This is a genomic window from Chryseobacterium limigenitum, from assembly GCF_900114875.1.
Classification (GTDB): domain Bacteria; phylum Bacteroidota; class Bacteroidia; order Flavobacteriales; family Weeksellaceae; genus Chryseobacterium; species Chryseobacterium limigenitum.
Genome location: NZ_FPKW01000017.1, coordinates 53,932 through 68,916, shown reverse-complemented (window position 1 = coordinate 68,916; position 14,985 = coordinate 53,932). Strand labels below are relative to the sequence as shown.

Sequence of the window (14,985 nt, the reverse complement as noted above, 5' to 3'; positions counted from 1 at the left end):
AAAACCCTCCAAATTGGAAGGTTTTAATGTAAATATCTTTACTGATTTTCAAGTTTATGAACTTTTTTCGTTCCCTCGTACATTTCGTACTGTAAAAATCTTGTTTCCAGTTTTCCGTTGAAAAGTTTGATTTTTCTTGAAGGTCGAAGTCCAACTTTCTTCACTGCTTCTAAGTCAGAAGAAATCAGCCAAGCCAATGTATTCGGATAATGCGTTTTGAAAGTATCTCCTATTTTCTTGTAAAAATCATCATCATTAATAGAAATTCTCTCGTCATAAGGTGGATTAAATACCATTAATAAAGGGAAAAGTTCTTTTTTAGTCTCAAAAAAATCCTGTCTTTTCACTTCAATAATATCTTCCATTTCAGCAGCTTCAATATTCGTTATTGCAGCGCTAAGCATTCTTCCATCAATATCGTAACCTACAATTTTACCTGTAAATTCTTTGATTCTACCTATTCTCACTTCTTTAATTCTTGCAAACAACTCAGAGTCATAATTTTGCCAGTTCTGGAAGGCAAATCTTTTTCTGAAAATCTGCGCAGGAAGATCTAATGCGATCATTGCCGCCTCAATCAAAAGCGTTCCCGAACCGCACATTGGGTCCAGGAAGTTACCTTTTCCGTCCCAACCAGCTAATTGAAGCATTCCGCTTGCCAAAACTTCATTGATAGGCGCTTCACCCTGCTCTTTTCTGTATCCTCTTTTAAACAAAGCATCACCCGAAGAATCCAAAGAAATCGTTACCAATTCTCTGTCGATATGAAGGTGAAACTTTATCTGTGGACTTTTAGAATCCACATTCGGACGTTTTTTAACTTTTTCCTGAAAATAATCAACAATTGCGTCTTTCATTTTCAATGTTACAAATTGTGAATGTTTAAAAGTGTCGGAATTCACTGTTGAATCAATCGCAAAAGACTGATCTACATCCATGAACTGCTCCCAATCCACTTTAAACAATTTATCGTAAAACTGATGCTGATTAAAAGCTTTAAATTCCAAAATAGGAACTAAAATTTTTAAAGCCGTTCTCGAAGAATAATTAATTTTATAAAGGAAACCCAAATCTCCTTCACAATTTACCGCACGATTTTTAATTTCGACATTACGCCCACCTAATTTTTTGATCTCTTCCGCCAAGATCGGCTCCAGACCGAAGAATGTCTTGATCTGAATCTTTAGATTTTCTATATCCATAATTTTATCATTAAAAGATTTAATGATTTAAAAACTAAAAGATTAAGCCTTCAATTTTACTGTTTATTGAAATTTTCAATCTCTCAATATTTAAATACATTTCTTTTAAGACCACAAATTTAGTTATTTTTGCATTATGGAATGGTTTGAATCTTGGTTTGATACACCTTATTATCATTTGCTTTACAGTAACAGAGATTATACTGAGGCAGAAAACTTCATAACAAAGCTTACTGAGGAGCTACAGTTACCGCCTTCTTCTAAGATCATAGATCTGGCTTGCGGTAAGGGAAGACACTCGGTTTTTCTTAATAAATTAGGCTATGATGTGTTGGGATTAGACCTTTCCAGACAGAGTATAGAATTTGATAAACAATTTGAAAATCAGACCTTACTTTTTGATGTTCACGATATGAGAAATCCTATCGATGCGGATCCGATGGACGCAGTTTTCAATTTATTTACAAGTTTTGGATACTTTGACAACGAAAAAGATGATAAAAATGTATTCCAATCGGTTTATAATGTTCTAAAACCCGGGGGATATTTTGTTTTGGATTATCTGAATGAAGAATATGTAAGAAAAAACATCGTTCCGGAATCTATCATTACTCGAGGAGATATTGATTTTAAAATTTGCAAAAAAATTGAAGGAAGACATATCGTTAAAGATATTCAGTTTGAAGCAGACGGGAAACCTTTTCATTTCTTTGAAAAAGTAAAACTTCACACATTGGACGCCATTAATTCTTACGCAACAGAATGCGGATTTGAAAGAGTGAAAATCTGGGGAGATTATCAATTGAATGATTTTAATAAAGACGTTTCCACTCGTTGTATCAATTTATTTAAGAAAAAAGCATGATAACCGTTTTTTTACTGATTTTAAGTGTAATTGCAGGGGTATTTCTTGGAAAACACTTCGGAAAAAAAGAAAAACTGGCGAAAAATCTATTGATTTTAAGTGCAGGTTTCCTGATTACGATTTGTTTAAATGAAGTTTTCCCTCAAGTTTATGCTGTTGAAGGAAGCAGCAATTTGGGAATATTCGTCATTGCCGGTGTACTTTTGCAAATGATTTTGGAAGCTTTAACTAAAGGTTTCGAACACGGACACGTTCATCATCACAGTGATCATAATATTCTTCCGGTGGCTTTAATGGTGGGGCTTTTCGTTCATGCTTTTATTGAAGGAATTCCTTTGGCTAATGAAGAACATGAGCTTTCACCCTATCTTTTAGGAATATTATTTCACAATCTTCCTATTTCATTTATTTTGGGAGCATTTTTATTCAACAGAAAAGAGGCCCCAAAAGGATCTTCTTATCCATCGATGCTGATCGTGGCATTATTTGCTTTAGCTTCCCCTTTGGGAATGTTGCTTGGAAATTATTTCAATCCTGATCTGCAGCCTTACTTCCTTGCTATTGTAGGAGGAATATTCTTACATATTTCATCTGTAATTATTTTTGAAAGCAATAAAAACCATAATATTGACTGGATGAAAATCGGACTGGTAATTTTAGGAGTTTCGTTAGCTCTACTCATGCACCTTTTCCACAATCATGACCATGTGGCGCATCATCATTAAAATTTTTATCTTTTTTATTAAAAAAAACAATATATTTTATAAAAAACAGCCATTTGTAGAAAATGGCTGTTTTTTATGGATTTTAGTTTCATTTATAACACATTCAATATTTAAAAGAATTTAATAAATAAAAGCAACCAAACTTGATTCAAAATCCGGACTAAAAATCATTAGCAAGAACAAATTGAAATAAAAAGCTCCGAATCTTTGATTCGGAGCCTCAATTTAATCACTCATTACATATACCGGAGGAAATTAAAATTTCCATCCGAATGTAAGAAAGAAGTTATTTCTGATATTTTTCACATCCGAAACAATGAACGAATCACTTGTTATCGTATTAGTAGGTGAATAATATGCAGAATTATTGTTGCTATCCAATACACCAAACATAAAAGGGTTTGTATATTTAGACGTTATATTTTGATAAGCAGCATCGATATAGAATGATTTGAAATCATATCCAATACCGAATGACAATGCATTTCTATTGTTAAGAATAAGGTTATCATAAGATTTTTCCTCCTGAGTACCCGCATCAGTAAATCTACCGATCGTCAACGCATCAAACGGAGTCGAAGCATAAGAATATCCACCTCTTAATCTCACTTGTTTTATTCTGTACTCTGCACCAACTCTTAATTCAGATAAGTTTTTATAATTATCCTTGAAGAAATTATTGATGTCGGTTTCAGTTTGAGTATATACTTTATACTTAGGTTTTGTAAGACCTAATGTATAATCTACGTCCAAAGAGAAGTTTTTACTGGCTACAAACGCTGCACTCACTGTCGCTTTAAGAGGCGAAGTGAATTTATTGCTTTCAAGGCCAATATCATCTCCGTAAACAGGATCATTGTAGAAATTATAAGTTTTATCAATAGTCCAGAAAGTTGGCGTCTCAATAGAAGCTCCTAGTCTAAAGTTTGGACTCAATTTTCCAATTACCCCAAGAGAAGCTGAAAAACCATTAGATCTTTCATAATAAGGCGTTCCGTTCTTGCTGAAAAATTCCGTAGAATTACTAGTCGTAGAGTTGAAAGAAGCCGTATCTGACTGATCAACAGACGCATTGAAGAAATTCAATCCCGCACCAATATAAAGATTGTGATTGTAATTTGCACCTACCCCAAAACTTGTTCTGGATAAATTCCCATATCTGTTGTACGCATGTCTATCATATGTTGACGAATTAGTCGTACTAGGAAAATCGTATACAATATTACTGTTTCCAGGAGTTTCAACGTAATTATCAAGCGACTGATTAGAGAAATTAACACCAACATTAATAAACTTCCAAGCGCTCTCCGTCATCAGTTGGAAAGTCATAACACCACCAACATTTCCAAGATCTCCTTTCGTATTGTTATAACTTGTTGAGGCACCTGCCAATGTTGAGGTATTTTTGTTACCCATAATTGACAGTGTCCCGGAAACCTCGCCAGAGATAGCAACTCCCAAACCTGCCGGGTTGGTTAATAAAGAACTTGCATCTCCACCCAAAGCTCCGTTAGCTCCTCCCATCGCATTAAACTTGGAAGACCCGATCATTGGAGAATTAGAGTAAACATCAACAGAATTCCTTAAAATAGAAATATCCTGAGCCTGCGCAAAAAATGCCGCAGAAATACTCATTATTACTAAAGATTTTTTTAACATTATTTTTTTGAATAGTTATTAAATTTTAAATATTATCTGCCACCTCTGAAGCCTCCGCCGCCACCGGAAGATCTGAAACCTCCGCCGCCGCCAGAAGAACCTCCTGATCTAAAGCCGCCGCCTCCGGAATTGTAACCTCCGCCAGATCTGAAACCTCCGCCGTCATTAGATCTGAAACCACCGTCATTTCTTCTAGGTTGTGACTGTTGATTATAATTGTAGTTGGGTCTTGGTTGAGAGTTTCCATTACGGAATCCGCCTGATTGACCATTATTTCTAAATCCTCCAGCTTGTCCGCTGTCTCTGAAACCACCATTACTTCCCTGCTGTCTGAAACCTCCGTTAGTTCCATTTCTGAAACCTCCATTGGTACCATTGCTACTTCTGAAGCCACCGTTATTATTTCTAAAGCCACCGGCATTTCTATTACTAGTGTTGAAACCGTTGCTCATTCTGTTAAAGCTGTTTCCGTTTGTACCGCTTCTTCTGTAGATACCTCTGTTGTAATAGCCATTACCCCAGTATCCACCGCCATACCATCCGCCATAGCCATAACCGTAGGGATTTCCGTAGTATCCACCACTCCAGAAAGGATCATAGAAGCCTCCGTATCCATAACCCCATGGGCTATATCCCCAAGAACCTCCCCATCCCCATCCGAAGGAGCTACCCCATCCGAAGGACATTCCCATGCCCCAACCTCTGTTCCAACCCCAATAAGGGCTGTAACCACCATACCATCCCCAAGGAGAACCCCAGGAATTATCGTAATAGTTAGTCTGAGAGCCTGCAAAATTACCCCAGTCAGAATCTGTGGCATTTGAGTTCCACTTATTGTTACTCCAAGAGTCGTATCTGTTATTTTGATCCTGAGAATTCTCCTGTGCATTTTGCACAATATTAGAATCCTGGTAGTAATCATAATATTCTCCTACTCTGTTACCATTATCATTAATAATAACGCCTTCAGGTAGTGTGTCTTTATTAGGGTCATAGTAAACCCCATCCGTCTCCGTGTATCCGCCCATCTGAGCACCACAAGACATAAGCAGTAATCCGCCTGACACCGCTAAGATCCCTTTAGATTTTAGCATACCAAGCAAATTTTTATGTATATTTCTTTTCATGATAACGTAAAGATTTTTAATTTAAATTATATTTGCAATCGGTACCAAAAATGTACCAAACACTGATAAAAAAATCTATCAAAAATAGATTTTATTTTTTAGATAACAATAATAGGGAAAAGTTAAAAAAAATTTTAAGAATAATGGCAAAATTAACCTCAAGAAGCGAAGATTACAGCAAATGGTACAACGAATTGGTTGTAAAAGCAGATTTAGCTGAAAACTCAGGGGTGCGAGGATGCATGGTTATAAAACCATACGGATATGCGATCTGGGAAAAAATGCGTGATGAAATGGATAAAAAATTCAAAGAAACAGGTCACGTTAATGCTTATTTCCCGCTTTTTGTGCCCAAAAGTTTGTTTGAAGCTGAAGAAAAAAATGCTGCAGGTTTTGCAAAAGAATGCGCTGTTGTTACCCATTACAGATTAAAAACAGACCCCAATAATCCTGCAAAATTGATCGTAGATCCGGATGCTAAATTGGAAGAAGAACTGATCGTTCGTCCAACATCAGAAGCAATTATCTGGAGTACATATAAAAACTGGATTCAATCTTACAGAGATCTACCTATATTAATTAACCAATGGGCAAACGTTGTGCGTTGGGAAATGAGAACCCGTTTATTTTTAAGAACTGCAGAATTCCTATGGCAGGAAGGTCACACCGCTCATGCTACAAAAGATGAGGCGGTTGAAGAAGCTGAAAAAATGAATAAAGTATATGCAGATTTTGCAGAAAACTTTATGGCAATGCCTGTAATTCAGGGGGTAAAAACACCATCTGAAAGATTTGCGGGAGCTGATGAAACCTATTGTATCGAAGCATTAATGCAGGACGGAAAAGCTTTACAGGCAGGAACTTCTCACTTTTTAGGCCAGAATTTCGCGAAAGCTTTTGATGTAAAATTCACCAACAAAGAAGGTAAGATAGAACACGCCTGGGCAACGTCTTGGGGAACTTCAACCCGTTTGATGGGAGCTTTGATTATGACACACTCTGATGATTTAGGATTGGTATTGCCTCCGACGTTGGCGCCAATTCAGGTGGTGATTGTTCCTATCTTTAAAGGAGAAGATCAATTAGAGCAAATAAGTGAAGTTGCTTTAGATATTCAGGCTAAACTGAAAGCTAAAGGCATTTCTGTGAAATTTGACAATGACACCCACAACAAACCGGGCTGGAAATTCGCAGAATACGAATTAAAAGGTGTTCCTGTAAGAATCGCAATGGGACCAAGGGATTTAGAAAACAAATCTGTTGAGATCGCAAGAAGAGATAATCTTACAAAAGAAACTCAGCCTATTGAAGGTTTAGATTCTTATATTGAAGAATTATTAAAAACAATTCAAAAAGATATTTATACTAAAGCATTAAACTACAGAGAAGATCACATTACTAAAGTTGATACTTACGAAGAATTTAAAAAAGTTTTAGAAGAAAAAGGCGGTTTCATCTCTGCACATTGGGATGGTACGGCAGAGGAAGAAGAGCAGATTAAGGATGAAACAAAGGCTACAATCAGATGTATTCCTTTGGATGATGACATTGAAGAAGGTGTTTCTCTTGTTTCAGGAAAACCATCTAAACGTCGAGTTTTATTCGCAAAAGCTTATTAATATTTAACATAAAAAATTAACAAATCTTTAAAAATTTTCGCGATTTTTAAAGATTTTTTCATTTAAATCAATATTTGGACAGATTTTTGTTTAATTTTATATCAACATTAATCTAAAAATAAATTTATTATGTCTTTAAATGTCATTGATTTAATTAAAGGACAATTAGGTCCTGCTTTGGTCTCTCAGGCTGCATCTCAGTTGGGAGAAAGTGAATCTGGTATTTCAAAAGCAATTGGAGGCTTATTACCTGCGATCGTGGGCGGATTAGCCAATAATTCGGATAATCCCGCAGTTTTGGATGCCATTTCGAATGCGTCTTCCAGTGGAATTCTGGGGAACCTATTAGGAGGGTCGGCAAATAACAGTTCGTGGATAAGCACTTTACTATCTGCTATCTTTGGAGACAAAGTAAGCGGAATAGTAAATACCATCGCAACATATGCCGGAATTAGTAATAATTCTTCTAGTTCACTATTGAATTTGGTAACTGGAGCTACGCTTGGCTCGGTTGGAAAATACGCGGCAGATAACAATTTAGACAAATCAGGGATTTCAGGTTTACTGGGTGACCAAAAAGGTATTGTTTCAACATTATTGCCTGCGGGACTTTCTTTAGCTTCATTAAATATTGGAGACTGGGCGAAAGGCTATAAGTTTGACAATGATGCTGATACAATAAAACAAACGGTACGCGAAGAGCCTAAAATAGAGGTTACAAGAAGTACGACTCCTGTAGGAACAGACCCGGACAGAAACAATTCTGACGGAGGCGGATCTATCTGGAAATGGCTTCTACCACTATTGTTACTTCTTGCAGCCGGTTATTTCCTATGGAAGCAGTGTGAGAAAAAAGAAACCACTACGACAACAGTAGCAACAGATTCAACTGCGGCGCCTGTGGATACAGCGGCAACGGTTACTTCAGCAGATACCGGAGCTGCAACAGCTAAAGTTGATGAAAATATCGACCTTAACGGTACAGCTCTTAAAGGCTATAAAGGCGGAATGGAAGATCAAATGATCACTTTCCTAAAATCTGACAGCTACAAAAATGCTGCAGACGACAGTGCTTTGAAAGATAAGTGGTATGATTTTGACCATGTAAACTTCAAATTAGGAAGCTCAACAGAATTAGAGGCTGGTTCTCAAGGACAATTAGAGAATTTGGCTGCTATTTTAAAAGCTTTCCCGGATGCTAAAATTAAAATCGGTGGTTATACTGACAAAACAGGTAACGAAGCGAGTAACGTAAAACTTTCAACTGCGAGAGCAGCTTACATTAAAGATTGGTTGGCAAAACAAAATCTTGGTGGACAGGTTTTAGGAGCTGAAGGATACGGAAGCCAATTTGCTAAAGTAGATGCTAAAGCTTCTGATGCTGAAAGAGCAGCTGACAGAAAAATGTCTGTAAGATTTGCAAAATAGTCTTCATCAATAAATATCAAGATCCCGAAAATTATTTTCGGGATTTTTTTTGTGATATATATTGTATTTTCATTTATTTATTTAAATTTGTTAGTCATTTCTAACATTTATGAATCTGAATTTAAAAAACGCTTGGCGTAAAGATAAAACATCCAACTCTTTATCAGAAGTTTATGCTTCAATAAAAGTCCCTAAAAATGGAAGTTTTTGGAGGAAATATCTGGCGTTTGCAGGCCCCGGATTGATGATTGCTGTCGGATATATGGACCCCGGAAACTGGGCTACAGATATTGCCGGTGGCGCACAGTTTGGCTATACTCTCCTATCCGTAATTCTTATTTCTAATATTTTCGCGATGGTTTTACAGCATTTGTCTGTGAAATTGGGCGTCGTTGCAGAAAGAGATCTTGCTCAGGCTTGTAGAGATCATTTCAGTCCTACAACGAATTTTATTCTTTGGATATTTTGTGAAATAGCCATTGCCGCCTGTGATCTCGCCGAGGTAATCGGTTCAGCCATTGCACTGAACTTACTTTTCCATATTCCGTTGACCTGGGGAATTGTGATTACGACAGTAGATGTTTTGATTATTCTTTTACTTCAGGCAAAAGGTTTCAGATGGATCGAAAGTATTGTGGGCGGACTTATTTTCATCATTCTAGCCTGTTTTATTTATGAGATCGTAATTTCTCAACCTGCTTTCAATGAAATTTTAGGTGGATTGGTTCCTCAAAAAGAAATTCTTCAAAATCCCGCGATGCTCTATATTGCCATCGGAATACTGGGAGCCACCGTTATGCCTCATAACCTCTATTTACACAGCAGTATTGTTCAGACCAGAGATTACACTCGTGATACAGAAGGAAAAAAAGAAGCGATAAAATTTGCAACAATAGATAGTACAGTTTCTTTAATGCTTGCTTTTTTCATTAATGCTGCCATTCTTATTCTGGCGGCAGCTACTTTCCATACCACAGGAAATCATGATGTTGCAGACATCCATGATGCTTATAAAATGTTGACCCCGATCTTGGGAGCTTCAATGGCAAGTATTGCTTTTGCGGTTGCCTTATTAGCTTCTGGGCAAAACTCGACATTAACAGGAACTCTTGCCGGACAAATCGTAATGGAAGGCTTTTTAAATATAAAATTAAAACCTTGGTTAAGAAGATTGATCACAAGATTAATTGCTGTAATTCCAGCCTTGATCGTAGCAATATTATATGGAGAAAAGGGAACTACGGAATTATTGGTTTTAAGCCAGGTTATCCTTTCTATGCAGCTGAGTTTCGCAGTTGTTCCACTTGTAATGTTTACCAACGATAAAGCAAAAATGGGCGAATTTGTGAATAAACCTTTAATGAAAGTCTGCATCTGGATCATCTCATTTGTTATTATCATTTTAAATCTCTATTTGCTGTATCAAACATTTTTTGGAAAATAATTTAATTTAGAATAAAAATCTACAATTGAATAATAAAAAAGAATAAAATTAAACCAAACTATAATTAACCAAATAAACAATTAATTATTTATAATACAACATAAAAATAAATTAATTATTAAATATTCAACGAAAATTCAATTGGCATATAATTTGAATAAAAGATTTCATTATCTCAAAAAAATTAAATTTTAACACTTAATATATTTAATTTAAATTTTTTAAACAATGAAAAAAACAATCAAAATGATGACAATTGCAATTGTAGCTTCAATTGCATTAACCTCTTGCTATTCTTACACAAGCGTAATCGGCAAAGGAGCTACAGGCACAAGCAAGGTTACAAAATGGAACCATTATCTGATCGAGGGCTTAGTTCCGGTTTCTGTATCAGACTCCAGAAAACTAGCTGACGGAGCAGAAAATTATACCATTCAGACCAAACAAACCTTTTTGAACGGACTGATCTCAGCCGTAACCTTTGGAATTTACACTCCTACGACTACAATCATAACAAAATAAACTGATTGGCGGTGATATTCTAAATCACCGCCATTTTTATCATGAAAAAGACGATATTTTTAACATCAGTTATAATAATTTTATATTTGCTTTATATTATCGCAGATATAATAATTTTCCAATGGGATACTTTAAATAATTACGGTAATGGATTTTTAATTGGAAAAATAACATTGCTGGCCATCTTTGGAATAGTCGTTTATAAGACCTATCCTTATAAGAATAAAACGGTGTAGTTCCCTAGCTTCTTTAGTCACTACCTCATTTTTCATATGTTAAAACAATCTGCCTAAATGTCATATTTTTCTATTTGGCAGTATCTTTGCCAAACAATTATTTAAAATAGTTATTGAAAATGGAAAATCAGGATATCAACGAAGAAAACATCAATACACAACAAGATACGAATACTCAGAACGAAACAGTTGCTGAAGAAAATGTGACAAATACTCCTACTCCGGAAGAACTTTTGGCAGAAGAGAAAAACCGTTACATCCGTCTTTACGCTGAATTCGAAAATTATAAAAAAAGAACTTCTAAAGAGAAAATGGAATTTTTCCAGTATGCAAATCAAGACATGATGGTATCTATGCTTGGTGTATTGGATGATTTTGAAAGAGCTTTAAAAGAAATCGCCAAAAACGGAAACGAATCAGACCTTCAAGGCGTTGAGCTTATTTATCTTAAACTTAAAAATAAACTTACTGAAAAAGGGTTAAAAGTGATGGAAGTAAGAGCCGGAGATACTTTTAATGTAGATCTTCACGAAGCTATTACTCAAATTCCTGCACCTTCAGATGATTTGAAAGGTAAAATTGTAGACGTTATCGAAACAGGATACATGTTAGGCGAAAAAGTAATTCGTTTTGCAAAAGTAGTAACAGGAAACTAAATTCATCAATGATAAATGATGAGAGATAATTGATAGGCTATAAGCCGAAAGCAATAGGCATCAATTATCATTTATCGATAATCAATTATAAAAAGACATGTCAAAAAGAGATTATTACGAGGTTCTTGAACTTAGCAAATCTGCATCAGCCGAAGAAATAAAGAAAGCATACCGTAAAATGGCTATCAAATTTCACCCAGATAAAAATCCGGGAGATAAAGAGGCCGAAGAAAAATTCAAAGAAGCTGCAGAAGCTTATGAAATATTAAGCGACGACAATAAACGCGCAAGATATGACCAATACGGTCATGCAGGAGTTAGCGGAAACGGTGGCTTTGGCGGAGGAGGCGGTTTCGGCGGAGGAATGAATATGGAAGATATTTTCAGTCAGTTTGGAGATATTTTTGGTGGTCATTTCGGCGGTGGCGGCGGTTTTGGCGGAGGACAGCAGCAAGTGAAAGGTTCTAATTTAAGAATAAGAATCAAGCTGAACCTTGAAGAGATGGTAAACGGAACCCAAAAAACTCTTAAAGTAAAAAAAATGAAGACAGCACCTGGTGCTACTTCAAAAACGTGTCCTACATGTAACGGTTCTGGTGTTCAGCTGAAAGTAATGAACACGATGTTCGGACAAATGCAGACGCAGACTACCTGTGGAACTTGTCAGGGAATCGGTAAAGTTGCCGATAAAATTCCTGCAGGAGCCAATGCACAAGGTTTAATAAAAGATGAAGAGGAAATCGCGATCAACATTCCAGCGGGGGCTAGAGACGGAATTCAGCTTAATGTAAGAGGAAAAGGTAATGACGCTCCATTTGGAGGTATTCCCGGTGACCTATTGGTGATCGTAGAGGAAGAAATTGATACTGTAATTAAAAGAGAAGGCGATAATCTTCACCAGGAATTATATATTTCATTTGCTGAAGCTTCGTTGGGAACCAAAAGAGAAATCCCTACCGTTGGCGGAAAAGTTAAGATCACGATCGAACCGGGCACACAGTCTGGAAAGATCCTAAGACTGGCAGGAAAAGGCTTACCAAGCATCGACAGCTACGGAAAAGGAGATATGTTCATCCACATCAATGTATGGACCCCTCAAAAACTGACGAAAGAGCAGAAAGACTTCTTCGAAAAGCAGATGTCTAGCGGAGAAATGGTTGCAGAACCTTCCGGAAAAGAAAAAACTTTCTTTGATAAAGTGAAAGATTTATTCAACTAAAAATATAAAAGGATTCTTACGGGAATCCTTTTTTTATTGGTAATTGTCTAGTTTAATTTTGAACTAAATAAATTAAACCATGAAGAAAATTTCATTTATCTTTTTACTTTTACTGTCATTGATTTCTTGTCAATTTCTGTTGTAAATATTAACAAAGGATTAAAGTAAATATTTCACTTTTCTATTCACCAAAACCAAGATTAGACTTACAATTAATAGCACTGTAATAAAAATGACAAATTCAAACGATGGAAGATATAAGTTAAAAATCCAGTTCATGATTAATGGATGCACCAGATAAATTGCAGTCGATAAGCTTGCCAAGATTTTTGAATCCGTTTTAAAAGGTAAATTTTTACAATATAAAAATATCAACGGACAAGCTATTAATAAGGAAATTAACATGTCAATACTCTCTTTTTGGCTTAAATGAATGACTTTATAATTTAGAAAAGATTCAAAAATAACAAGAGCAATTGATCCTAAAACAAGTAATAATGATGGCTTTTGTTTAACATCAATATTCAATTTCTTTATTAAAAAACCTATTCCCAAAAAGGGAAAACAGACAAATAAAAAGTTTCTGTACAGTGGAAATAGATTGAATACAACATCGAGTTTACCTTTAAAATAATGAAGATTTCCCAAAAGCTGGATACAATATCCTATGCTGAATAAAAGAAGAATAACTGCAACCAATACGGAAGTTGATTTTTTCCTTATAGTAAACAAAAGAATTCCGGCAAGTAGAGTTCCGATCAGATACCATAAATGGTGGTAACCAAATATAATATTAGCAAAAAACGTCCCCTCTTTCCAAAGCGGAATATAAATTGCCGACCATATTGCATAGAGTAAAAATGTTCTTACTGACCATTTTTTCAACTTATCAAAAGTATCAACAAAATAAAAATAATAACCCGTAATAATTAGAAAAACAGGTACTCCAATTCTAAAGAGTCCGTTGACGAGAACATAACTTAATGATGGATACTCATCTCTCAAAAGATTCATATGCAAAAAAACAACAAAAAAAGCCAGAATTATTTTTAATACATCAATTGATAAACTTCTCATATATTATTTCCTAACAACTGAAACTGCTTTTTTGCCTAAAGTGAAAAGTGCTACAGCGCCCAATCCGCCAACAATTCCAAAGGCAAGCTCTTTCAGGACATCAGGCCAGCTTGGAAGTAATCCATGAAGAAATTCTACTCTATGTACAAAAATACCGCCAGCTACCATTATCAAAGCAATCGTACCCACTACAGCTAAAATTTTAATAACAATAGGTAAAGCTTTCACCAAAAAATGCCCCAATGTTCCAAAGAAGCCTTTATCATTACTTTTTTTGATCAATTTAAATCCTGCATCATCCATTCTTACGATCAAAGCTACAATTCCGTAAACTCCTACAGTCGCAATAAATGCAACCAAACTCGTTACTAAAATCTGCGTAATGAAAGGATGATTTTCTTCCAAGACAGTTCCCAAAGCAATAATTACAATCTCGATTGATAAAATAAAGTCCGTCGTAATAGCCGATTTTACCTTAGCTTTTTCTATTTCTTCAGAGTTTTTTTCGTCTTCTTCAATCTCTTCTACCACTTCATGTCCTTCTTTATCGCGGTGAAAAAGAAATTCTATCACTTTTTCAACCCCTTCGAAAGCTAAATATAATCCTCCAAGAATCAACACATAATTAATAGCCGGAGAATACAACCAGTTGAGTAAAAATACGATAGGCAGAATGATCAGTTTGTTGATAAAAGATCCTTTTGTAATCGCCCACAAAACAGGAATTTCACGTGAAGAAAGGAAACCTGTGGCCTTTTCTGCATTTACAGCTAGGTCATCTCCTAAGATTCCCGCTGTTTTTTGAGTCGCTATTTTACTTGTAACCGCCACATCATCCATTAAAGCTGCGATATCATCCAAAATTGCAAAAAAACCAGACGCCATATTTTAATGTTTTTTTAATAATTGTTAAAGAGCAAAAATAATTATTTAATTCGACTTATTCATGATTATTAGAGGTTTTAAGATACAACTTATTTAAACTTTTATTTGAAGCTTTTTCCCGCTTTTCATTACAATCTTTTTTTTTAAAAAGATTTTCATTTCAATCGGGGCTAGGGTTGCAGCCGTCTATTTAAACATTAGTCGAAACAAACTTTATAGGAATAAATTTAGATGAAAAAAAATAACGACAACTTCGAAAATTAAAACAACATGTAAGATTGCTGAAATAAAATAATATTCAATACAAAAAACTTAATAAAG

General features: G+C 35.4%; 13 protein-coding genes. 8 read left to right on the top strand and 5 right to left on the bottom strand.

Features of this window, described 5'->3' with window-relative positions; genetic code table 11:
* Positions 1-38: 38 nt before the first annotated feature.
* Positions 39-1,202, bottom strand: coding sequence for a THUMP domain-containing class I SAM-dependent RNA methyltransferase (locus BT156_RS17135; RefSeq protein WP_072411937.1), 1,164 nt, complete (start codon positions 1,200-1,202; stop codon positions 39-41).
* A 136-nt stretch (positions 1,203-1,338) separates the two neighbouring features.
* Between BT156_RS17135 and BT156_RS17130 the strand changes: the two genes are divergently transcribed.
* On the top strand, positions 1,339-2,067 hold the full coding sequence (locus BT156_RS17130) for an SAM-dependent methyltransferase (RefSeq protein WP_072411935.1): 729 nt from the start codon (positions 1,339-1,341) through the stop codon (positions 2,065-2,067).
* A complete protein-coding gene (locus tag BT156_RS17125; protein WP_072411976.1) occupies positions 2,067-2,792 on the top strand; it encodes a ZIP family metal transporter in 726 nt (241 codons plus the stop codon). Before BT156_RS17130 ends, BT156_RS17125 begins: the two co-directional genes overlap by 1 nt.
* A gap of 255 nt (positions 2,793-3,047) precedes the next feature.
* Here BT156_RS17125 and BT156_RS17120 read toward each other — a convergent pair whose 3' ends face one another.
* On the bottom strand, positions 3,048-4,451 hold the full coding sequence (locus BT156_RS17120) for an OmpP1/FadL family transporter (RefSeq protein ID WP_072411933.1): 1,404 nt from the start codon (positions 4,449-4,451) through the stop codon (positions 3,048-3,050).
* A gap of 32 nt (positions 4,452-4,483) precedes the next feature.
* The gene (locus tag BT156_RS17115; protein ID WP_072411931.1) at positions 4,484-5,578 is read right to left on the bottom strand and encodes a prolyl-tRNA synthetase; all 1,095 of its coding nucleotides are present in this window, start codon (positions 5,576-5,578) and stop codon (positions 4,484-4,486) included.
* Positions 5,579-5,721: 143 nt separating this feature from the next.
* Between BT156_RS17115 and proS the strand changes: the two genes are divergently transcribed.
* From proS to dnaJ, 6 genes are all read left to right on the top strand, one after another.
* A complete protein-coding gene (gene proS, locus BT156_RS17110; RefSeq protein WP_072411974.1) occupies positions 5,722-7,197 on the top strand; it encodes a proline--tRNA ligase in 1,476 nt (491 codons plus the stop codon).
* A gap of 129 nt (positions 7,198-7,326) precedes the next feature.
* Positions 7,327-8,625 carry an OmpA family protein gene (locus BT156_RS17105; protein WP_072411929.1) on the top strand — a complete coding sequence of 433 codons (1,299 nt, stop codon included), beginning with the start codon at positions 7,327-7,329 and terminating at the stop codon, positions 8,623-8,625.
* Positions 8,626-8,734: 109 nt separating this feature from the next.
* A complete protein-coding gene (locus tag BT156_RS17100; RefSeq protein WP_072411927.1) occupies positions 8,735-10,069 on the top strand; it encodes an Nramp family divalent metal transporter in 1,335 nt (444 codons plus the stop codon).
* Between the two features lie 228 nt (positions 10,070-10,297).
* Positions 10,298-10,591, top strand: coding sequence for a Bor/Iss family lipoprotein (locus tag BT156_RS17095; protein WP_072411925.1), 294 nt, complete (start codon positions 10,298-10,300; stop codon positions 10,589-10,591).
* 355 nt (positions 10,592-10,946) lie between these two features.
* A complete protein-coding gene (locus tag BT156_RS17090; RefSeq protein WP_072411923.1) occupies positions 10,947-11,483 on the top strand; it encodes a nucleotide exchange factor GrpE in 537 nt (178 codons plus the stop codon).
* 97 nt (positions 11,484-11,580) lie between these two features.
* On the top strand, positions 11,581-12,702 hold the full coding sequence (gene dnaJ, locus BT156_RS17085; protein ID WP_072411921.1) for a molecular chaperone DnaJ: 1,122 nt from the start codon (positions 11,581-11,583) through the stop codon (positions 12,700-12,702).
* A 159-nt stretch (positions 12,703-12,861) separates the two neighbouring features.
* Here the strand turns inward: dnaJ and BT156_RS17080 are convergent, their stop codons facing one another.
* The gene (locus tag BT156_RS17080; RefSeq protein WP_072411919.1) at positions 12,862-13,779 is read right to left on the bottom strand and encodes an acyltransferase family protein; all 918 of its coding nucleotides are present in this window, start codon (positions 13,777-13,779) and stop codon (positions 12,862-12,864) included.
* 3 nt (positions 13,780-13,782) lie between these two features.
* Positions 13,783-14,664 carry a DUF808 family protein gene (locus tag BT156_RS17075; RefSeq protein ID WP_072411917.1) on the bottom strand — a complete coding sequence of 294 codons (882 nt, stop codon included), beginning with the start codon at positions 14,662-14,664 and terminating at the stop codon, positions 13,783-13,785.
* Positions 14,665-14,985: the final 321 nt, after the last annotated feature.